At 73.4% G+C, this 20,646-nt stretch carries 18 protein-coding genes and 1 pseudogene; 8 read left to right on the forward strand and 11 right to left on the reverse strand.

Annotated elements, in window-relative coordinates:
- The first annotated feature begins 147 nt into the window (after window positions 1-147).
- Window positions 148-1,098 carry a LysR substrate-binding domain-containing protein gene (locus ACIQTO_RS07880; RefSeq protein ID WP_402384388.1) on the forward strand — a complete coding sequence of 317 codons (951 nt, stop codon included), beginning with the start codon at window positions 148-150 and terminating at the stop codon, window positions 1,096-1,098.
- A gap of 88 nt (window positions 1,099-1,186) precedes the next feature.
- Here ACIQTO_RS07880 and ACIQTO_RS07885 read toward each other — a convergent pair whose 3' ends face one another.
- The gene (locus ACIQTO_RS07885) at window positions 1,187-1,813 is read right to left on the reverse strand and encodes a TetR/AcrR family transcriptional regulator (RefSeq protein WP_402384391.1); all 627 of its coding nucleotides are present in this window, start codon (window positions 1,811-1,813) and stop codon (window positions 1,187-1,189) included.
- Between the two features lie 155 nt (window positions 1,814-1,968).
- On the opposite strand from ACIQTO_RS07885, the gene ACIQTO_RS07890 reads away from it, so the two are divergent.
- Window positions 1,969-4,242 carry an MMPL family transporter gene (locus tag ACIQTO_RS07890; RefSeq protein WP_402384393.1) on the forward strand — a complete coding sequence of 758 codons (2,274 nt, stop codon included), beginning with the start codon at window positions 1,969-1,971 and terminating at the stop codon, window positions 4,240-4,242.
- Between the two features lie 72 nt (window positions 4,243-4,314).
- On the opposite strand, the gene ACIQTO_RS07895 is transcribed toward ACIQTO_RS07890, so the two are convergent.
- The 4 genes and pseudogenes from ACIQTO_RS07895 to ACIQTO_RS07910 form a co-directional block, all read right to left on the reverse strand.
- Window positions 4,315-6,279, reverse strand: a complete 1,965-nt coding sequence (locus ACIQTO_RS07895) for a SpoIIE family protein phosphatase (RefSeq protein ID WP_402384395.1) — start codon at window positions 6,277-6,279, stop codon at window positions 4,315-4,317.
- Window positions 6,280-6,350: 71 nt separating this feature from the next.
- The gene (locus tag ACIQTO_RS07900) at window positions 6,351-7,118 is read right to left on the reverse strand and encodes a class I SAM-dependent methyltransferase (RefSeq protein ID WP_402384397.1); all 768 of its coding nucleotides are present in this window, start codon (window positions 7,116-7,118) and stop codon (window positions 6,351-6,353) included.
- A gap of 583 nt (window positions 7,119-7,701) precedes the next feature.
- Window positions 7,702-10,362: a BTAD domain-containing putative transcriptional regulator gene (locus ACIQTO_RS07905; protein ID WP_402385212.1), complete on the reverse strand. Its 2,661-nt coding sequence runs from the start codon at window positions 10,360-10,362 to the stop codon at window positions 7,702-7,704.
- Window positions 10,363-10,428: 66 nt separating this feature from the next.
- A pseudogene (locus ACIQTO_RS07910) lies at window positions 10,429-10,677 on the reverse strand (winged helix-turn-helix domain-containing protein); the annotation flags it as partial.
- Between the two features lie 222 nt (window positions 10,678-10,899).
- On the opposite strand from ACIQTO_RS07910, the gene ACIQTO_RS07915 reads away from it, so the two are divergent.
- On the forward strand, window positions 10,900-11,148 hold the full coding sequence (locus tag ACIQTO_RS07915) for a hypothetical protein (protein ID WP_402384400.1): 249 nt from the start codon (window positions 10,900-10,902) through the stop codon (window positions 11,146-11,148).
- Window positions 11,149-11,301: 153 nt separating this feature from the next.
- Here the strand turns inward: ACIQTO_RS07915 and ACIQTO_RS07920 are convergent, their stop codons facing one another.
- Window positions 11,302-11,607, reverse strand: coding sequence for a hypothetical protein (locus ACIQTO_RS07920; RefSeq protein WP_402384401.1), 306 nt, complete (start codon window positions 11,605-11,607; stop codon window positions 11,302-11,304).
- Window positions 11,608-11,811: 204 nt separating this feature from the next.
- Between ACIQTO_RS07920 and ACIQTO_RS07925 the strand changes: the two genes are divergently transcribed.
- The gene (locus ACIQTO_RS07925; protein ID WP_402384404.1) at window positions 11,812-12,570 is read left to right on the forward strand and encodes a GntR family transcriptional regulator; all 759 of its coding nucleotides are present in this window, start codon (window positions 11,812-11,814) and stop codon (window positions 12,568-12,570) included.
- 81 nt (window positions 12,571-12,651) lie between these two features.
- Here ACIQTO_RS07925 and ACIQTO_RS07930 read toward each other — a convergent pair whose 3' ends face one another.
- On the reverse strand, window positions 12,652-14,319 hold the full coding sequence (locus ACIQTO_RS07930) for a fumarate hydratase (protein ID WP_402384406.1): 1,668 nt from the start codon (window positions 14,317-14,319) through the stop codon (window positions 12,652-12,654).
- 156 nt (window positions 14,320-14,475) lie between these two features.
- Here ACIQTO_RS07930 and ACIQTO_RS07935 point away from each other — a divergent pair, with 156 nt between their 5' ends.
- Entirely contained in the window at window positions 14,476-15,213 is a 738-nt protein-coding gene (locus tag ACIQTO_RS07935) for a DUF1707 domain-containing protein (protein WP_402384409.1), read from the forward strand.
- A gap of 258 nt (window positions 15,214-15,471) precedes the next feature.
- Entirely contained in the window at window positions 15,472-15,864 is a 393-nt protein-coding gene (locus tag ACIQTO_RS07940; RefSeq protein ID WP_402385215.1) for a WhiB family transcriptional regulator, read from the forward strand.
- A 105-nt stretch (window positions 15,865-15,969) separates the two neighbouring features.
- Here the strand turns inward: ACIQTO_RS07940 and glpX are convergent, their stop codons facing one another.
- A complete protein-coding gene (glpX, locus tag ACIQTO_RS07945) occupies window positions 15,970-17,010 on the reverse strand; it encodes a class II fructose-bisphosphatase (protein WP_402384412.1) in 1,041 nt (346 codons plus the stop codon).
- A 215-nt stretch (window positions 17,011-17,225) separates the two neighbouring features.
- On the opposite strand from glpX, the gene ACIQTO_RS07950 reads away from it, so the two are divergent.
- Complete coding sequence (locus ACIQTO_RS07950) at window positions 17,226-17,762, forward strand: DUF4245 domain-containing protein (RefSeq protein WP_402384415.1); 537 nt, start codon at window positions 17,226-17,228, stop codon at window positions 17,760-17,762.
- 78 nt (window positions 17,763-17,840) lie between these two features.
- Here ACIQTO_RS07950 and ACIQTO_RS07955 read toward each other — a convergent pair whose 3' ends face one another.
- Window positions 17,841-18,443: a malonic semialdehyde reductase gene (locus tag ACIQTO_RS07955; RefSeq protein WP_402384418.1), complete on the reverse strand. Its 603-nt coding sequence runs from the start codon at window positions 18,441-18,443 to the stop codon at window positions 17,841-17,843.
- A gap of 156 nt (window positions 18,444-18,599) precedes the next feature.
- Window positions 18,600-18,851 (reverse strand): exodeoxyribonuclease VII small subunit, encoded by a 252-nt coding sequence (locus ACIQTO_RS07960; protein ID WP_402384421.1) that lies wholly within the window; start codon window positions 18,849-18,851, stop codon window positions 18,600-18,602.
- 92 nt (window positions 18,852-18,943) lie between these two features.
- Between ACIQTO_RS07960 and ACIQTO_RS07965 the strand changes: the two genes are divergently transcribed.
- Window positions 18,944-19,435: a GNAT family N-acetyltransferase gene (locus ACIQTO_RS07965; protein ID WP_402384422.1), complete on the forward strand. Its 492-nt coding sequence runs from the start codon at window positions 18,944-18,946 to the stop codon at window positions 19,433-19,435.
- Here ACIQTO_RS07965 and xseA read toward each other — a convergent pair.
- On the reverse strand, window positions 19,426-20,640 hold the full coding sequence (gene xseA, locus ACIQTO_RS07970) for an exodeoxyribonuclease VII large subunit (RefSeq protein WP_402384425.1): 1,215 nt from the start codon (window positions 20,638-20,640) through the stop codon (window positions 19,426-19,428). The two genes, ACIQTO_RS07965 and xseA, sit on opposite strands and share 10 nt — an antisense overlap.
- Between the last annotated feature and the right edge of the window lie 6 nt (window positions 20,641-20,646).

A 20,646-nucleotide genomic window follows, 5' to 3' on the forward strand; every position in this document is an offset into this window, starting at 1 on the left:
CGGAACGGCTTCCACGATTCCACATCGTGGACTGATCAGGGAAATAGCTACACTCGATGTGTCTGATCGGAGATTGTTATCAATACCCCTGCACCCACCTCCCGCCCCACGCCACGCAAGGGCGCCGCGCGCAAACCCGAGGCCGCTGTGGGAAGCGCCACACCCCGGAGTCCGAGGTCGCCCACGGTCGCCCAGCTCAAGGCCTTCGTCGCGGTGGCCGAGCACCGTCACTTCCGGGAGGCGGCGGCCGCCACCGGGACCAGCCAGCCGGCCCTCTCGGGGGCGGTCGCGGCACTGGAGGAGTCGCTGGGCGCGCAGCTGGTCGAGCGTACGACACGCAAGGTGATCGTCACTCCGCTGGGTGAGCGCGTGCTCGAACACGCGCGCCGGGTGCTCGCCTCCCTGCAGTCGCTCACCGAGGAGGTCGAGGCCGCCCGCCGCCCGTTCACCGGCCCGCTGCACCTCGGCGTCATCCCGACCGTCGCCCCCTACCTGCTGCCCACCGTGTTGCGGTTGGTCCGCGCCCGCTACCCGGAGCTGGAGCTGCACGTCCACGAGGAGCGGACACCCTCGCTGCTGGAGGGGCTGGCGGCCGGCCGGCTGGACGTCCTGCTGCTCGCCCTCCCGGCCGGCGGGTCCTCGCCGACCCGGGACATCCCGCTGTTCGACGAGGACTTCGTGCTGGTCACCCCGCCCGGGCACGCGCTCGCCGGGCGGATCGACGTCTCGCGCGACGTGCTGCTCGACCTGGAGGTGCTGCTGCTGGAGGAGGGGCACTGCCTGCGTGACCAGGCCCTCGACATCTGTCGCGAGGTCGGCGCCGACCTCGGCGGCTCCACCACCCGGGCGGCCGGGCTCTCCACCCTGGTCCAGCTGGTGGCCGGCGGCCTCGGTGTCACGCTGCTGCCCGCCACCGCGCTGGACGTCGAGGCGGGCCGCACCGACCGGCTGGCCGCCGTCCGCTTCGCCGCGCCCGCGCCCGGGCGCCGGATCGGGCTCGCCACCCGGCCGGGCTCGGCCCGCAGTGCCGAGTACGACCGCTTCGCGGCCTCGTTGCGCGAGGTGCTGGTGGAACTGCCGGTCCGGATCGTCGAGTAGGCGGTCGGGCGGGTAGGCGGTCGGGCAGCGGGGGGCCCGCCGGCCGCGCCGGGTCCGGACGCGCGGCGGCGCGGGTGGCCGCCCGGCGTCAGCCGATCCGGGCCGGCGAGCCCAGGCAGAGCCCGACCGTGGTGGCGACCAGCAGATCCAGCGCCCGCAGCGCCTCGGCGTCCGGTTGCTCGCCCGCGCGGCGCAGCACCAGGTAGCGGTCGGTCAGTCCGTCGAAGCCGGTCAGGAAGTGGGTGGCGATGTCGTGCGCGGGCAGGGCCAACTCCAGCTCGTGGGCGGCGGCGAGCGCTTCGAGCATCTGCGAGGCGGTGGTCTCGATCTCGTGCTGCAGTCCGCGCATGACGTCCTGCAGGTCGGGGTCGCGCAGGGCCAGCGCCGCGAACTCGTCCAGCAGGACGCATCGCCCTTCCTCGCCGGTGGCGCCGGCCCAGAGCGCGTGCACCATGGCCCGGATCTGCTCGCCGAAGGGCCCGTCGCCCGGCGCCGCGTCGCGTACCTGGCCGACGAACTCGGCCGTCAGCTGCTCGACCACCGCGCGGTAGAGGTCCTTCTTGGTGCCGAAGGTGTAGTGCACCGTCGCCTGTGCCACGCCCAGCTCGGCGGCGATCGCCCGGGTGCTGCCGGCGGCGACGCCCTCGCGGGTCATCAGGTCGATGGCGGCCCGGACCAGTTGCGGGCGTCGTTCGGAGGCGGGGACATGTGCCATTGGGCCAGGGTAGCGCCACGGTCAAGTAACTCGGTCGGGTGAATTTGTCGATCGATTATGTCGGCCAACTTTGTCACCTGACAATGTTGGCCTTACGGTGGAAGCCGACCTGTTCGGGCACCTGCCCGCCGACCGACGTGATCGAGGGTTCACTCATGGCCACGTACCTGTACCGCCTGGGCCGCTTCTGCTTCCGTCGAAGGCGCGCCGTGCTCGCCGTCTGGATCGCGGTGCTGATCGCGGTCGGGGGCGCCGCCGGGGCCTTCGCGGGCAAGACCAGCGACGAGTTCAAGGTGCCCGGCACCGAGGCGCAGAGCACCCTGGACCGGATCAAGGGCACCTTCCCGGAGCAGGGCCACGGCGCGGCGCAGGTGGTCTTCAGTGCCCCGGAGCCCGGCGGCATCGCCACCGAGCGGGCGGCCGGGGCCGTCACCGGAGCGGTCGGCCGGATCGCCGCCGTCCCCGGTGTCGCGGCGGTGCCCGACCCGTACGCCACCGGCGCGGTCTCCCCGGACGGCCGGGTCGCGCTGGCCCTGGTCTCCTTCGACCGCCCGCTCGCCGACATCACCGACCAGCAGCGCGACGCGGTGCGGGCGGCCGCCGGTCCGGCCGGCGACGCGGGGCTGACGGTCGCCTTCGGCGGCGACGCGTACAACCGGATGGCGCAGGTCGAGGGTGGTGAGGCGGTCGGCCTGATGGTGGCCGGGGTGGTCCTGGTGATCACCCTGGGCTCGCTGGTCGCCGCCGGGCTGCCGCTGCTCACCGCCCTGCTCGGCGTCGGCGTGGCGATGGCCGCGCTGCTGGCCCTCTCCGGCTCGTTCGAGATCATCACCACCGCACCGGTACTGGCCCTGATGGTCGGACTCGCGGTCGGCATCGACTACGCCCTGTTCATCCTCTCCCGGCACCGCCGGCACCTCGCCGAGGGCCTGGAGCCGGAGGAGGCGGCCTCCCGCGCCAACGCGACGGCCGGCAGCGCGGTGGTCTTCGCCGGCCTCACCGTGGTGGTCGCGCTCGCCGGGCTCGCCGTCGCGGGAGTGCCCTTCCTGACCGTGATGGGCCTGTCCGCCTCCGGCGCCGTGGTGGTGGCGGTGCTCGTCGCGATCACCCTGCTGCCCGCGCTGCTCGGCTTCGCCGGCCGGGCCATCGACCGGCTGCCGGTCTGGCGGCGGGCCCTGAGGACCTCCGGCCGGACGACCCTGGGGGAGCGCTGGGCGACGTTCGTGGTCCGCCGCCCGGCGGCCGTGCTGTTCGCCGGGCTGGCCACGCTGGCCGTCCTCGCGGTACCGGCCGCCAGCCTCAGCCTGGGCCTGCCGGGCGGCGGCTCGCAGGCCGCCGGCACCGACGCCCGCACCGCCTACGACCGGATCGGCGAGAGCTTCGGCCCCGGCTTCAACGCGCCGCTGGTGGTCGTCGTCGACGCGCACGGGACGGAGCGGCCGGAGCAGGCCGTACAGGGTGTGGCCGAGAAGCTGGGCACGCTCGACGGGGTGCGCACGTTGTTGCCGCCGACCGTCGACGGGCCGAGCGGCACGGCCCTGCTGACCGTCATCCCGGCCACCGGCCCGGACCACGCCGACACCAGGAAGCTGGTCGAGGAGATCCGCGACCAGCGCGAGGAGCTGCGGGCCTCGACCGGCGCGCGGATCGACGTCACCGGCACCACGGCCGCCAACATCGACGTCTCGGCCAAGCTCGGCGACGCGCTGCCGCCCTTCGTGGCGGTGATCGGCGCCATCGCGGTGGTGCTGCTGGCGCTGGCCTTCCGCTCGATCCTGGTGCCGCTGAAGGCGGTGGCCGGCTTCCTGCTCAGCATCACGGCCTCGCTCGGCGCGGTGGTCGCGGTCTACCAGTGGGGCTGGCTGGACGGGCTGATCGACGTGCCGAAGGTGGGCCCGGTGGTGAGCTTCGTGCCGATCCTGCTGATCGCGGTGTTGTTCGGGCTGGCGATGGACTACGAGCTGTTCCTGGTCTCCGGGATGAAGGAGCAGCACGTCCACGGCATGGCGCCGCGGGACGCGGTGGTCGCCGGGGTGCGGAACGGCGCGCGGGTGGTCACGGCGGCCGCGCTGATCATGGCCGCGGTCTTCGGCAGCTTCGTCTTCGGCCACGACCCGATCGTCCAGCCGATCGGCTTCGCGCTGGCGGTCGGCGTGCTGGTGGACGCCTTCGTGGTGCGGATGGCCCTGGTGCCGGCCGCGATGGCGCTGTTCGGCAAGGCGGCCTGGTGGTTCCCGAAGAGCCTGGAGAAGGTGGTGCCCCGGGTGGACATGGAGGGTGAGCAGCTGATGGCCCGGCTGGAGTCGGAGCGGTCCGGGAGCACGGGCGCGGCCGGGACCGAGGGCCCGGCGGCCGGCGCGGCGCCGACGACGGGGACGGCGGACCCGACGGGCGGGACCGGGCCGGCGAAGGAGCCGGAGCGGGTCTGACGCCGTGCGGGACGGGCGTCCGGCCCTCGGCCGGGCGCCCTCCGGCGCGTCCGGCGCGGGGCCCGACCGGCCCTACGGCAGCCGCTGCTCGAACCAGACCACCTTGCCGGTGCCCAGCCGGGTGGCACCCCAGCGCTCGGCGCACCTGGCCACTATCTGCAGCCCGCGCCCGCGTTCGTCCTCCGGACCGGTGCGCCTCGGGCGGGGCAGCAGCGGGCTGTCGTCGCCGACCTCGCAGCGCAGCCGGGAGGTGCGGACCAGGCTCAGGGTGACCGGGCGGGTGGCGTGCTGGACGGCGTTGGTGACCAGCTCGCTGACCATCAACTCGGTGGCCTCGCTGAGCTCTTCGAGCCCCCAGCGGCGCAGGGTGTGGGCGGCCAGCCGGCGGGCCCGGCCGGGCGTCTCGTTGCGCGGCTGGAGGTACCAGTGCGCGACGTCCCCGGCCGGGATGCCGTCGAAGCAGGCGGCCAGCAGCGCGATGTCGTCGCCCCGGTCACCCGGCGGCAGGATGCGCAGCGCCTCCTGGCAGAGCTGCTCGGGGGTGTGCCGCTGGGTGGCGGCCAGCCGGGCGCGGAGCAGCTCCAGCCCGTCGCTGAGCGGGCGGTTGCGGGTCTCCACCAGGCCGTCGGTGAAGAGCAGCAGGGCGGAGCCGGGCGGGGCGGGCAGCTCCACCGAGTTGAAGTCGACCCCGCCGACGCCGATCGGCGCGCCCGAATCCAGCTCCAGCAACTCGGCCGTGCCGTCCGGCCGGACGAGTACCGGTGGGACGTGCCCCGCGTTGGCGAGCACCACCCGGTTGGCGATCGGGTCGTAGACCGCGTACACACAGGTGGCCAGGTGTTGTTCCCGGCCCAGCCGTTGGGCCTGTTCGTCCAGGTGGTAGAGCACCTCGTGCGGGGGCAGGTCGAGGGCGGCCAGGGTCTGGGCGCTGGTGCGGAGCTGGCCCATGATGGCGGCCGAGGTGAGCGAGTGGCCCATCACGTCGCCGACGATCAGGGCCACCCGGTTGCCGGGCAGCGGCACGGCGTCGTACCAGTCCCCGCCGACCTGCGCCCCGCGCTCACCGGGCAGGTAGCGCTGGGCGAGTCGGACGCCGTGCGGCTGGGGCAGGCGCAGCGGCAGCATGCTGCGCTGGAGCTCGTTGGCTATCTCCCACTCGCGGGCGTACCGCAGGGCGGTGTCGACGGCGAGCCCGGCCTGGGTGGCGAGATGGGCCGCGGTGGCGGTGTCGGTGGCGTCGAAACTGGGGCGGCCGGTCTTCTCGGGCGGCCGGCGGATCAGTACCAGCAGGCCCAGGACGGCCTTGCGCCCGCGCAGTGGCAGGGCGAGCACCGAGGAGCCCGGACCGAGCCGGGCCAGTCCGCGCGCGCCGTACAGCTCGCGCAGTAGCTCGGTGGTCCGCTCGGTGCCGGTGCCGGAGCCGGCGGTGGTGCCGGCGGCGCCGAGCACGGCGGCCTCGGCGGGGCGGCGGCTGAGCAGGGTGTGCGCGAGCGCGCCGCCCCGGGTGACCGGGGTGGCGGGCCCGGTGTCCGCGGTCGAGCGCGAGCCGTACCGGGTGCCGTAGTGGGAGCCGCGGTGGTCGGAGCCGGTGGTCGGCCGGCCCCGGCGGCCGAGGCGGGTGCCGAGGCTGTGGTGGATCCGCAGCTCGTCGGGGAAGCCGGGCTCACGCTCGACGTTGGGCAGCGGGTCGCGCAGGTGGACGACGGCGGCGTCGGCGAGGGTCGGCACGAGCACCCGGCAGATGTTGCGCAGGGTGGCGGCCAGGTCGAGGGCGCTGTTGATCCGGCGGGTGGCGGAGTCCAGGTAGGCGAGCCGCTCGGCGACCTGTCCGGTGACGGACCGTCCGGTGGCGGCCGCCGCGGCGCCGCTCGGCGCGCCGACGGCCCGGCCGGGAGCGGCCTGTCCGAAGGCGGCCTGCTCGGCACTGCCCGGGCCGGCGGCGGGCGGGCCGTCGTTCCCCTCCGGGTCCGGCGACGGGCGGCGCGGGCCCGGGAGGGCAGGTGGCTGTCCGGCCTCGGGTTTGAGCTGGTCGCGCACGGCTGCCTGTCCTGGGATTGGTGGGGAGTGCTGGCTCTTCTGGTCGGGCGGTCGGTCGGTGTGGCGAACGGTCAGCCGACGCGTCGGCAGCACAGGAACAGCTGCTCCTCCGGCGGCAGCGAGGTGCTGGCCGGCGCGTACGGATGCCCCGACTGCTCCTCGACGGCGAACCCGGACTCCACCAGGACCCGTTCCAGATCCTCCCGCAGATACCCGCTGATCCGCAGCTCCCGTCCGAGGAACGGCAGCGGAACGTGATCCAGGTCCGCCTCGACCATACCGAGCGCCAGCAGCCCGCCGGGCCGCAGGAGCGCGCGCAGCCGGGTCAGCACGGTGGGGATCTCGGCCTGGGGGAGGAGGATCAGGGAGAAGAAGGCGGTGACGGCGGCGAACCCGCCGTGGCCCCGCGGGCCCAGGGCGGGGACGTTCCAGGCCCGGTCGGCGCGCTCGGTGGCCAGGTCGTACATGTCGATGCGGTGGAAGACGGGGGCGAACGGCCCGCTCGGCGCCGTCTCGCGGGCCAGGGTGAGCATGACGTCCGAAAGGTCTATGCCGGTGACGCGCATGCCGGCGGCGGTGAGCTGCCGGACGGTCGGATCGCCGGTGCCGCAGCCGATGTCCAGCACGGCGGCGCCCGGTTCCAGCCGGGCCAGCAGCCGGCGGCCGCAGGCGAGCTGGCCACCCTTGGCGGGGAAGGCCTCGCCGTAGCCGGCGCCGATGGTGTCGAAGGCGACGGCCTGCAGCGCCCGTTCGGCACGGCGGCGCAGGACGTCGGGCCCGTCGTCGCCGTCCGCGTCCTCGTCGAGGGGGAACGGGTCCGATATCTGTCCGGTCGTCACGATTGAGAGGCACCTTTCCACCCGGGCCTCCGGTCGGCCGGACGAGGCCGGCCCGCCGTCCTGCCGGCGCCCGCGTTGCCCCGCCGGCCCGCTGCCGGTGGCGGTACGTCACGCTCCCCGCGTCACACTGACTGCACGCTGACACTTTGCACAGAGACACTCTGCACCGCGGGAGCGCCGCCGCGCTGCCGTTTCCGGTTTCCGGACGCTCCACCGGACGAATGCACTCGTGTGTGTACTGGCATCTGAGAATATGCGTGATCACTCCGTCGTAGGGTCCCTTTCCGGCCAACTCGTGGCGGTTGGGGTGGTGTGGCCCGGCTTGCGGAAGCACGGGGGTGCGGGCCGGGGTGGTGCGGCGACCGGCCGCACGCCGCAGAGTGCGGTGGGAAACGCCGCTGACCTGCGGTTCTTTCCGGGGCCTGGCTGACAAGCCGACGTTTATCGAACGTCAATCGGTCCGGTGCACAGTGGAGTCCAGCGCCGGGGAAGCGTTGAGGGTGCTCCCGCAGCCGGGGGGCTGCGGGAGCATCTGACGCACGGGGGAAGGCCTCCACGGGGGAAGCACGGGGGAGTGCGGGGCCTACGGCGCGGGGGGAGGGAAGGGCTCGGTGTGCTGTTGGGAGATGAGGTCCGCCACGGGGGAGGCCTCCGGCACACCGAGCCGCGTGAAGATCGCGTGGGCTTCGCGCAAGCAGGCCAGCCCACGGGCCGGTTGGGCGAGGCCGAGCAGTGCCTCGCCCAGCGCGGCGTTGGCCAGGCCCTGGCAGTAGGCGCCGTCGATCTCCTGCGCGATCACCAGCGACTCGCCCGCCGCCTCGGCGGCCTCGGCGGTCCGGTGGCTCGCCAGCAGGCTCACCGCGAGCCGGGCGAGCGCGTAGCCCTCCCGCAGCCGGTTCTGCTGGGACTGGTAGAGCGCGTGCGCCTCCCGGAGGTGGTCGACCGCCTCGCCCGGGGATCCGGTGGAGGACAGCACCACACCGAGTTGGTACAGGGTGTCCGCCAGGCAGGGGCCGTTGGCGGACCGCCGCGCCGTGGCGACGGCCTCCTCCACCGACCGTACGGCCTCCGTGCTCTTGCCGACGTCCAGCTGGGCCCGGGCGATGTTGCCGAGCAGCCGGGCCTCGCCGATCGGGGCGCCGACCACGCGGCTGATGCCGAGCGCCTGCTCGAAGAACGGCAGCGCCTCGTCGCCGCGGTTGGCGAGGCTCAGGATGATGCCCAGGGTGTTGGCCACCATCGACCGCATCACCGTCACGTCGTCGGGGTCCTGGAGGGAGAGGCTCGCCCGCAGCGAGCGCTCGGCGCCCTGGAAGTTGTTGGCGAAGTACTCCAGCGTGCCCAGCGCGAAGTGGACCCGGGCGAGCGCCTGGGCGTCGCCGTGCGACTGGGCGTTGGCGTCGGCGATCTCCAGCAGCCGGCGGGCCCGGGCGGCGTGCGTCGGGTCCTCGACGATGCTGTTGAGCGTGATCAGCAGGTCCAGGGCGGGCCGCAGCAGCGCGGACGGGCCGCCCAGCGCCGCCTCCACGGTGCTCAGCAGCATGCCGACCTCGGCCCGGAGCCACTGCTGGGCCCGGGCGTCGTCCGGCAGGCCGAGACCGGGCGCGGTGAGCTCGTCCAGCGGCTCGAACAGCTGGTCGTCGGGCTCGATGAGGCGCGCGGCGTTGCGCATGGTCGGCAGCAGGTGGTGCAGCAGGCGCAGCACCGCCTGCTGCTGCTCCTCCGTGTCGGCGGACTTCTCGTTCTGCCGCTGGGCGTAGAGCCGCAGCAGGTCGTGGTACCGGTAGCGCCCCGGGGTGAAGCACTCCAGCATGTTCGCCTCGACCAGCGCCTCCGTCAGCTGCTCGGCGCGCGGCTCGTCCTCGCCGAGCAGGGCGGCCGCCGCGTCGAGCGGCAGGTCGGGGGAGTCCACCAGGGAGAGCAGCCGGAACGCGCGGGCCTCGTCGGGCCGGAGCTGGCCGTAGCCGAGGCCGATGGTCGTCTCCACCGCGAGGTTGCCCAGCTGAAGCTCGTCGAGCCTCCGCCGTTGGTCCGCTAAGCGCCGGGCGAGGTCGGAGACGCTCCACCGGGGCCGGCCGGCGAGCCGGGCCGCGGCGATCCGGACGGCGAGCGGCAGGAAGCCGCAGGAGGTGACGACGGCCAGGGCCGCCTCCGGCTCGGCGGCCACCCGCTGCTCGCCCACGATGGCGGAGAAGAGCGCCAGGGCCTCGGCCGGGGTCAGCTCCTCGACGTCCACCAGGTGGGCGCCGGGGATCCCGGCCAGCCGGGAGCGGCTGGTGGCGAGGACGGCGCTGCCCGAGACGCCGGGGATCAGCGGCCGCAACTGGTCGGCGTCCCGCGCGTTGTCGAGCAGGATGAGCATCCGGCGGTTGGCCAGCAGGGACCGGTACAGCGCGGCCCGCTGCTCCAGGGAGTCGGGGACCTCGGCGGCGCCCAGGGAGTGCAGGAAGTCGCCCAGCACGACGGCGGGGTCGGCGGGCGAGGCGCCCGCGCCGCGCAGGTCGACGTAGAGCTGGCCGTCCGGGAAGTCGGCCCGGACGCTGTGCGCCACGTGCACGGCGAGGGTCGTCTTCCCGACTCCGCCGATGCCCGCGAGGGACGTCACCACCACGGCCTGACCGGTCGCGCCCTGGAGGACCGCCCGGAGTTCGGCGACCAGGCCGGCGCGACCGCTGAAGTCCGAGACGTCGGCGGGCAGCTGGGCCGGGGTGCCGGTGACCGGCTCCTCGCGGCCGCCGGAGACCGCGGGCCGGGGCGGGTTGGGCGCGGTGAGCGTGGGGTCGCCGGCCAGGATCCGGGCGTGCATGGACGAGAGCCCCGCGCCGGGTTCGACGCCGAGCTCCTCGATCAGCAGCTTCCGGGTGTCCGTGTAGACGCCGAGCGCCTCCGCCTGGCGGCCGCAGCGGTAGAGCGCGAGCATCAGCAGCTCGCGCAGCCGCTCCCGGAGCGGGTGTTCGGCGGTGAGCGAGCTCAGCTCGGCGACCACCTCGGTGTGCAGGCCGATCTCCAGCGCGGCCGCGCACCGCTCCTCCCAGACCGTGACGTGGCGCTCGGCCAGGCGCAGACGCTGGGTCTCGGCGTAGGGGCCGGGCACGCCGGGGATGGCGCGCCCGCCCCAGAGCGCGAGGGCCGAGACCAGCAGCCGGTGCGCTTCGACCGGATCGCCTTCGGCCCGGGCGGCGGCCGCCTCGGAAACGGTGCTCTCGAAGACCGTCAGATCCAAAGCGTCGGAGGAGATCCGCAAGGCGTATCCATCGGGCAAGGACACAAGGACCGCGGCGGGTGCGCGGACCTCCCGATGGGGCTCGATGACGGTTCGCAGACGGGAAACATAAGTCCGCAATGCGGCAATTGCCTGCGGTGGGGGCCTTTCTCCCCAGATCCCGTCGACAAGGTCCTGCGTGGTGACGAGTCGGCCTTGTTGCAGCAGCAGGCAGGTCAGTACCGCCTGCTGCTGCGGGGACCCGAGTGCCAAGGCCTCCTGGCCGCGCCGTGCCTGCACCGGACCGAGCACCTGGAAGCGCAGCGTGTTGCTGTGCGGCGTTTCCTGAGGCTCCATGAAATTCCCCCGATGACCTGTGACGGCAGGCGCGACGCGCGGGGCGTTCGGCGGTCCCGCTGCGGTGCATCAGCTTAGGCGGACGGCTGCAAACACTGGAGAACAGCACAAGCGGCGCGATGTTTATAGGACATTTAGCGGCTCCAACGATACTGTCCGGGCGCCTGGGTCGAGTTCGGTCGGGCGCGAGCGAATCCCGATGACCTGAAAGGCAGCCACTCCATGGCCGAGAACGAGCCCACCAGCACCGCGACACCGTCGGCCGCGCCGGAGACCACCTCGCCCGTCACCGCGGACACCCAGGTGGTGGACGAGGCGGCGGCCAACGTCGCCGGACACATCGTCCCGGCCGAGGAGGCGCACGTCGACCCGCAGGAGCTGATGGGCGGCGAGGTCGCCGAGCCGGAGCACGCCGACGAGAAGTCGGAGAAGCCCTACGAGCCGTTCGGCGTGATCAACAGCCGTCCGTAGCACCCGTAGCACCCGCGGTCCCGGATCCGGGCCGCCCGCCTCCACGGCGGGCGGCCCGGTCCGCGTTCCGCGGCCGGTCGGCGCCGTGCCGCCCGGTCGGGCCGCGCCCCCGGCGGGTGACCGGATCCGGCCACCCGCCGGGGGCGCGGCCCCTCAGGCGACCCGGCTCTCGTTGAGGCGTGAGTCCCGGTTGCGGGCCGCGAGCCGGGCGCTCAGCCGGGCCCGGTTCTCCAGCGCGGGGTGGGGGCGGTCCGGGTCGGGGTCGTCGGGGGACGGGTCCGGTGCCGGGCCGACGCGGTCGGGCGGGGCGGTCCACTCGCGGCCGCCCCCCGGGGGCCGCAGGTAGTGCTCTCCGCCGAGGGTGTCCATGTAGATGCCGGTGCGTCCGGTCCTGGCGTCGAGGACGAGTTCACCCACACGCGGTCGGTAGGCCGCGGCGTTGCGCTTACGGGTGCTCACCGCAGTGCTCCTTGCTCTGGTGCGGACACGGCGGTGGATGCGCCGGCCCTGGTCGCTGTCGGTGCCTGTGTTCTGCTCGGCGACTACCCAGCATCTCTAGAGAAGCTAATATCTCTAGAGATGTCAACGGCCTGACCGGTCATACCGGCTTACCGGCGGCCGCGGGGACGCCTACGATTTCTGGCGAGGACGAGGGAGCAGGCGATGGTCGGCAGCAGCGGCGGGAAACAGCCCAAGTACCAGCGGATCGCCGACTCGCTCAAGGCGGCCATCGACAGCGGCGAGTACCGGGCCGGCGACCGGCTGCCCGGCGAGAACGACCTCATGGACACCTACGGGGTGGCCCGGATGACCGCCCGCCAGGCGCTCGGCGTCCTGCAGAGCGAGGGCATCGCGGAGGCGCGCAAGGGCGCGGGGGTCTTCGTCCGGGACTTCCGGCCGCTGCGGCGGCGCGGGATCCAGCGGCTCGCGCAGGGGCAGTGGGGGTCGGGGCGGTCGATATGGTCGGCGGACATCGACAACCGGACGCTGGTGGTGGACCAGGTGTCGGTCACCGAGCAGGGGGCGCCGGAGCACGTGGCGCGGGTGCTCGGGGTCGACCCGGGCGCGCCGATGTGCGTGCGGCACAGACGGTTCGTGCTGGACGGCAAGCCGGTGCTGCTGTCCACCTCCTACCTGCCGGCGGGCCTGGTCGCCGGGACGGCGATCACCCGTGAGGACACCGGTCCGGGCGGCACCTACGCGCGCCTCGCCGAGATCGGCGCCAAACCGGTGCACTTCCGCGAGGAGGTCCGGTCGCGGATGCCCAGCGCGGAGGAGGGGGCCCGGCTGGAGCTGTCGGCGGGCACGCCGGTCATCCTGATCTGCCGCACCGCGTTCGCCGACGAGGGGCAGGTCGTCGAGCTCAACGAGATGACGCTCGACGCGGCGTCCTACGTGCTGGAGTACGACTTCGACGCCTGAGGCGCCCGGACGGGGCGGCCCCGCCCCGGTCGCGGAGTGCGCGGCCGGGGCGGGCGGTGGAACGTGCGGGAGGCGTCGCGGCTACTCCTTGGAGCGCACCCGCAGGCTGGTGATCAGCGGGCCCTCGGTGGTCTCGCGGAAGAAGTCGTTGCCCTTGTCGTCCACCACGACGAAGGCCGGGAAGTCCTCCACCTCGATGCGCCAGACGGCCTCCATGCCCAGCTCGGCGTACTCCAGCACCTCGACCTTCTTGATGCAGTCCTGGGCCAGCCGGGCCGCCGGGCCGCCGATGGAGCCGAGGTAGAAGCCGCCGTGCGCGGCGCACGCGTCGGTGACCTGCTTGCTGCGGTTGCCCTTGGCGAGCATGACCATCGAGCCGCCGGCCGCCTGGAACTGGTCGACGTAGGAGTCCATCCGGCCGGCCGTGGTGGGGCCGAAGGAGCCGGAGGCGAAGCCCTCGGGGGTCTTGGCCGGGCCGGCGTAGTAGACCGGGTGGTCCTGGAGGTACTTGGGCATGCCCTCGCCGGCGTCCAGGCGCTCCTTGATCTTGGCGTGCGCGATGTCGCGCGCGACGACCAGCGTGCCGGTGAGCGAGAGCCGGGTCTTGACGGGGTACTTGGACAGCTCGGCGCGGATCGCGGACATCGGCTGGTCGAGGTCGATCCGGACCACGTCGTCGTCGAGGTGATCGTCGGTGGTGTCCGGCAGGTACTTCGCCGGGTCGGTCTCCAACTGCTCCAGGAAGACGCCCTCGGCGGTGATCTTGCCCAGCGCCTGGCGGTCGGCCGAGCAGGAGACGGCCATCGCGACCGGCAGCGAGGCGCCGTGGCGCGGCAGGCGGACGACCCGCACGTCGTGGCAGAAGTACTTGCCGCCGAACTGCGCGCCGATGCCGATCTTCTGGGTGAGCTCGGTGACCTTGGCCTCCAGGTCCAGGTCCCGGAACCCGTGGCCGGTACGGGCGTTGCCCTCGGTCGGCAGGTTGTCCAGGTAGTGCGCGGAGGCGTACTTGGCGGTCTTCAGCGCGAACTCGGCGCTGGTGCCGCCGATCACGATGGCCAGGTGGTACGGCGGGCAGGCGGCGGTGCCGAGCGAGCGGATCTTCTGCTCCAGGAACGAGAGCATGCTGGCCTCGTTCAGGATCGCCTTGGTCTCCTGGTACAGGTACGACTTGTTGGCCGAGCCGCCGCCCTTCGCCATGAACAGGAACTTGTAGGCGTCGCCGTCGGTCGCGTACAGCTCGATCTGGGCCGGCAGGTTGGTGCCGGTGTTCTTCTCGTCCCACATGGTCACCGGGGCCATCTGGGAGTACCGCAGGTTGAGCTTGGTGTACGCGTCGAAGACGCCGCGGGCGATCGCGCTCTCGTCACCGCCCCGGGTCAGCACGCCCTGGCCGCGCTTGCCCATGACGATCGCGGTGCCGGTGTCCTGGCACATCGGCAGGATGCCGCCGGCCGAGATGTTGACGTTCTTCAGCAGGTCCAGCGCGACGAAGCGGTCGTTGGGGCTGGCCTCCGGGTCGTCCAGGATCCGCCGCAGCTGGGCGAGGTGGGCGGGGCGCAGGTAGTGCGAGATGTCGTGCATCGCCTCGGCGGTGAGCAGCCGCAGGGCCTCGGGCTCGACCTGGAGGAAGGTGCGATCGCCGGCCTCGAAGGTGGAGACACCTTCGGAGGTCAGCTTTCGGTACGGGGTCGGGTCAGCGCCCAGGGGGAGCAGGTCGCTGTACTCGAAATCCGGCGTGGGAGCCATGGGGGCGGTCCTTAGTGTTCCAGTGATCCGGCTGCGTCGGCGAAGCACCCTCAAGGGTAGGACCCGCCGGAACGTCGCACGCGGACAGGTCCGCCTGCGTGACCGGGGTCACTCGGACACGCGTACGGGACTTGCCCGGTTGACTAGGCTTGGCCCGTGGACAACTCGCCGTCGCAGGACGACCAGGGGCAGTCGCCCGTACCCATGACCAAGCCGGGGGCCGAGCCTCCCGTCCGGACCGATCGGGCCCCGGTCGCGGAGGCCGAGCTGCGGGCCTCGGACGCCGACCGCGAGCGGGTCGCGGAGCTGCTGCGTGACGCCTACGCCGAGGGCCGGCTGAACGTGGACGAGCACGCCGAGCGGATCGAGGCCGCCTACGGGGCCAAGACGCTGGGCGATCTCGTCCCGCTCACCCGGGACCTCCCCGCGCACCGGGCGATCTCCTTCGAGAAGGCCCCGCTGGGCGCCCCGGCCGACCGGCCGTCCGGACCGGTGCGGCTGCCGGCCCGTCAGGAGGCGCCGACCATGGTGGCGATCTTCGGCGGGGCCTCCCGCCGGGGCCGCTGGCGGGTCGGCTCGCGCCTGCGGGCGGTCGCGGTGTTCGGCGGTGTCGAGATCGACCTGACCGACGCCGTGTTCGAGTCGCCCGAGGTGGAGATCGAGGTGATCGCCATCTTCGGCGGTGTCGAGATCAAGGTGCCGGAGAACGTCAGTCTGCACGGCAGCGGGGTCGGCATCTTCGGCGGCTTCGACGTCAAGGAACAGACGGCCGCCGACCCGTACGCGCCGGTCGTCCGGGTCAAGGGAGTCGCGGTGTTCGGGGGCTGCGAGGCCAAGCCACGCAAGGGCAAGAAGCTCAAGGAATGGGTGCGCAAGCAGCTCGGCACCGACTAGGCGGGCCCGAGTCGGGTGCCTGGGCCGAAGCAACTCCCGCCCGGGCACTCGGCGTTGCGGCGAGTGCAGGCTGTAGTCGATTGCGTGCAGTGTGCATGAATCGCGGTACGGCGGGGTAGTTCCTCTCGCACATCGCTTCTTGTACGGCTGCGCACCGGAGGCGGCCTGAGGCCGGCTCGGGGGGTGAAGAGCGGGGGCTCGCAGCCGGGCAGGGGAGCGAGCTTCCCCGTGTCCGAGAGCCTCGTCAGGAGTACGGCCGTGCTGCGTCCGATCGAGTCCCGCACCACTTCGTCCGTCATCGCCGCCCAGGTGCTGGAGCGCCCGCCGGCTGCCCAGTCGCAGGGCGACGACAACCCCTGGCACACCGGCGCGGCCTGCCGGCGGGACGAGGTGGGGCTGTTCTTCGCCCCTTCCAAGGAGCCGACGGCGGCCCGGCTCTCCCGCGAGGAGCAGGCGAAGCAGGTCTGCGCGCGCTGCCCGGTGCTGCTGGAGTGCCGGGAGCACGCGCTGGCGCAGCCGGAGCCGTACGGGGTGTGGGGCGGGCTGACGGCCGCCGAGCGCCGGGTGGTGCTGGCCCGCCGGAGGCGCCGGGACGCGGATCTGCACGAGGCCGCCCGGATCCCGGCCGCCCGCAGCCGGATCGCGGGCTGAGCGGGGGCCGGCGAGCGCCCCGCGGTACGCGAACGCCCCGCGGCTTCGGCGAAGGGGGATTTCGCCGAAGCCGCGGGGCGGTGGAACGCGGCCGGGAGGGTCGGTTCAGTTGGCGCGGTCGAAGTCGATCGCGCTGTACGCCCGCAGCTTGGACAGCTTGTGGGTGGAGTGGATCTCCCGGATCGTGCCGCTCTTGGAGCGCATCACCAGCGAGCTGGTGGTGGCGGTCTCCTGGCGGTAGTGCACGCCGCGCAGCAGCTCACCGTCGGTGATGCCGGTGGCGACGAAGAACACGTTCTCGCCGCTGACCAGGTCGTTGGTGGTGAGCACCCGGTCCAGGTCGTGGCCCGCGTCGAGGGCCTTCTGCCGCTCGGCCTCGTCCTTGGGCCAGAGCCGGCCCTGGATCACGCCGCCCATGCACTTCATCGCGCAGGCCGCGATGATGCCCTCGGGGGTGCCGCCGACGCCCATCAGCAGGTCGACGCCGGTGCCCTCGCGGGCCGCCATGATGGCGCCGGCCACGTCGCCGTCGGAGATGAACTTGATCCGGGCACCCGCCTCGCGGATCTCCTGGACCAGGCCCTCGTGGCGCGGCCGGTCGAGGATGACCACGGTGACGTCCTCGACGGCACTGCCCTTGGCCTTGGCGACCCGGCGGATGTTGACGGCCGCCGGCGCCGTGATGTCGACGAACTCGGCGGCCTCCGGGCCGGCCACGAGCTTGTCCATGTAGAACACGGCGCTCGGGTCGAACATGGTGCCCCGGTCGGCCACCGCCAGCACGGCCACGGCGTTGTTCATGCCCTTGGCGGTGAGGGTGGTCCCGTCGACCGGGTCCACCGCGACGTCGCACTCGGCGCCGGTGCCGTCGCCGACCCGCTCGCCGTTGTAGAGCATCGGTGCTTCGTCCTTCTCGCCCTCGCCGATGACGACGACACCGTTCATCGAGACGGTGGAGACGAGCGTGCGCATGGCCTTGACCGCGGCGCCGTCGGCGCCGTTCTTGTCGCCACGGCCGACCCAGCGGCCGGCGGCCATCGCGGCCGCCTCGGTGACCCGGACGAGTTCGAGCGCGAGGTTCCGGTCGGGAGCCTCGGGAGCGACCTCAAGGGCGCTGGGGAGATTGTGCGGGTACTGCGTGGTCATCGTCGTTACCTCTCTGTACGCGACGGCCAGTGAGCGCCCGACTACTGCCAGGTCGAACGCCGTGGTGAGGGTCCTGCGATCGTATCTGCCCACGAGATGACTGTCTGTGGCGCGGGTCCCCACCCCGGGCGGGAATCGGCCGCTTCGCCCCGGATCACCCGTACGTGGGCACCCCGGGTGCCGGTCGCCCGTAAGGGATGAGTCACCATGTGGGGGTGGCTGGAGAGAGCAAGGGCATGAGGAGCCGGCAGTCGGTACGGGACATGGTCCTGTCGATGCTGGCCGTCGGTTTGGTGGTCTGGGTCGGGTACCTGTTCCTGCCGCACGACGCCGACGGCGACGGTGTGCGCACGGTCGAGTACAAGGTGGCCGCGGCCTCGGCGAAGCGTGCCGCGCCGTACTCGCTGCTCTCCCCCGAGGGCCTCTCCGACACGTGGCGCGCCACCTCGGTCAAGTACGACCCGGCGGCGCTGGGCGGCGGCCGGGGCAACGCCTGGCACCTGGGCTTCGTCACCCCCGCCGGCCAGTACGCGGCGGTCGAGCAGAGCGACATGGAGCGCGACAAGCTGGTCGGCGCGCTGGTGGCCGCCGGCAAGCCGGACGGCAGCTCCGAGGTGGCCGGGCAGGCCTGGGAGCGGGTCCAGGGCGACAAGTCCCGCGCGCTCGTCCGCCAGGGCGACGGCGGCACCACCGTGCTCACCGGCACCGCCTCGTACGAGGAGCTGGCCGAGCTGGCGCAGGCGCTCAAGTAGCGCGCCCCCCGCGGCGGCGGAACATGCGGAAGGGCCCGCACCGGTCGAACGGTGCGGGCCCTTCCTGCGTGCCGGCGGTCAGACGGTGGTGACGACCTCGTCGTAGGCCAGGCGCGGCGAACGCGGGAACCAGGCGTCCTCGCCCGGCTTGCCGATGTTCACCACGGCCAGCACCGAGTGCTCGCCGTCGGCGAAGAACTCCTTGTTGATGCCCTCGGCGTTGAAGCCGGTCATCGGGCCGGCGGCCAGACCGGCGGCGCGCACGCCGACGATGAAGTAGCCGGCCTGCAGGGCGCCGTTCAGCACCGCGGAGGACTCGCGGACCGGACGCTCGGTGAAGAAGAGGTCCTTGGCCTGCGGGAAGTGCGGCAGCTGGGTCGGCAGCTCCTCGTGGAACTCGTTGTCCACGGCCAGGATGGCGACCAGCGGGGCGGCGGCGGTCTTGGCCTTGTTGCCGTCGGCCAGGTGCTGGACGAGGCGCTCGCGGCCCTCGGCCGAGCGGACCAGGACGACGCGCAGCGGCTGCTGGTTGAAGGCGGTCGGGCCGAACTTGACCAGCTCGTAAATGGCCCGGATCTGCTCCTCGGAGACCGGCTCGTCGGTGAAGGTGTTCGCGGTGCGGGCGTCGCGGAACAGCAGGTCCTGAGCGGCGGCGTCGAGTACCAGGGCGTCGGTGGTCATGCTTGTCTGCACCTCATGCGGGACGGGGTTCGTCTGGTCGACCGGCGGCGCCGATCACTTGATCCCAACATAAGTGAACTTTCAACTGTTCCTCGGGGTGCTGTGATGCGCGTCACCCGGTCATCCCCCGACGACCCGGCGCGTCACTCGGGTGCGTCACTCCGGCGCGGAGCCGTCCTCCTCGGCGGCCAGCGCGGCGTCCAGCCGGGCCCGGGCGCCGTCCAGCCAGCGCTGGCAGACCTTCGCCAGCTGCTCGCCGCGCTCCCAGAGCGCCAGCGACTCCTCCAGCGAGGTGCCGCCGTTCTCCAGCTGCCGGACGACCTCCAGCAGCGCGTCCCGGGCGTGCTCGTACCCCAGCGCGTCGTCCGGCGTCCGAGGCGCCGCCTCCACCTGCTCCTGCTCAGCCATGCCAGCCAGCGTAGGGCTTCGCGCCGACAGAACGGCCGCGGCCGGGCGAAAACGGATGCACCCGACCGGTCGTCGCGGCTAGCCTGCGCCGCATGATCGACGTACGCCCCGCCGTCCCGGCCGACGCGCCCGAGCTCGTCCGGCTGCGCAACCTGATGTTCGAGGCCATGCCCACGATGGCCGACCTGGCCGGCCCCGGGCCCTGGCAGGCGAGCACCGAGGCGATCCTGCGCGACCGTCTCGCCGTCCCGGCCGAGCGGCTCACCATGCCGTCCTTCGTGGTCGACGACCCGGGGCGACCCGGCGCGCTCGCCGCCTGTGCCGTCGGCACCCTGGAGCAGCGGCTGCCCGCCCCCGGCAACCCGGACGGGCGGTTCGGCTTCGTCTTCAACATCTGCACCGACCCGGGCCACCGGCTGCGCGGCTATGCCCGCGCCTGCACCGAGGCGCTCGTCGACTGGTTCGACAGCCGCCGGGTCGGCCGGATCGACCTGCACGCCAGCAGTGGCGGCGAGGCGCTCTACCGCAGCCTCGGCTTCGGCGAGCACTCCGTCCCGCTCTCCCGCCAGCGCTCCTACGACTGAGGGCCGGCCGTCACGTCGAGGCCGCCGCCCGCCACCCGGGCGTGCAGCGCGTCGCCCTCCGCGACCTGGGCCGGATCGGTCACCACCGTGCCGTCGGCGCGCTGCAGCACCGCGTAGCCGCGCTCCAGGGTGGCGGCGGGGGAGAGGGCGACCACCCGCGCCAGGGTGTGCCCGAGGTCGCTCTGCGCGTGGTCCAAGCGGTGCCGCAAGGTGCGCCGGGCCCGCTCCAGCAGGGCCCCCACCTCCTGGCCGCGGCCGTCCAGCATCCGGTGCGGCGCGGCCAGTGCCGGGCGGCTGCGCACCCCGTCCAGACCGTGCCGCTCGCGCTCGACCCGGCCGAGCACCTGCCGCCGGCCCCGGTCGCGCAGGGCCAGGACCTTGGCCAGCTCCTCGCCGACGTCCGGCACCACCCGTTTGGCGGCATCGGTCGGGGTGGAGGCGCGCAGGTCGGCGACGAAGTCCAGCAGCGGCTGGTCCGGCTCGTGCCCGATCGCGCTGACCACCGGCGTCCGGGTGGCCGCGACCAGCCGCACCAGGGCCTCGTCCGAGAACGGCAGCAGGTCCTCCACGCTGCCGCCGCCCCGGGCCACGATGATCACGTCCACCTCGGGGTGTTCGTCCAGCTCGCGCACCGCCGCGCCGACCCGCTCGACCGCGCTGACGCCCTGCACCGGGACGTTGCGCACCTCGAAACGGACGGCCGGCCAGCGTCGCCGGGCGTTCTCCAGCACGTCCCGCTCGGCCGCCGAGCCGCGCCCGGTGACCAGGCCGACGCACTGCGGCAGGAACGGCAGCGGACGCTTCCGCTCGGCCGCGAACAGGCCCTCCCCGGCGAGGCGCCGCTTCAGCTGCTCCAGCCGGGCCAGCAGCTCGCCGAGCCCCACCAGCCGGATCTCGGCCGCCCGCAGCGAGAGCTGGCCGCGGGCCGCGTACCACTCCGGCTTGGCGTGCACGACGACCCGGGAGCCCTCCTGCACCACGTCCGCGACCTCGTCGAAGACCGAGCGGAAGCACGTCACCGTCAGCGACACGTCGGCCTGCGGGTCGCGCAGGGTCAGGAACACCACGCCCGCGCCGGGCCGCCGGCTGAGCTGGGTGATCTGGCCCTCGACCCAGACCGCGCCGAGCCGGTCGACCCAGCCGCCGATCAGCGCGGAGACCTTGCCGACCGGGAGCGGGGCTTCGGGAGAGCTGGTGTTGGCCATGCGTAC

This window comes from Kitasatospora sp. NPDC091207 (genome assembly GCF_044768625.1).
GTDB lineage: Bacteria > Actinomycetota > Actinomycetes > Streptomycetales > Streptomycetaceae > Kitasatospora.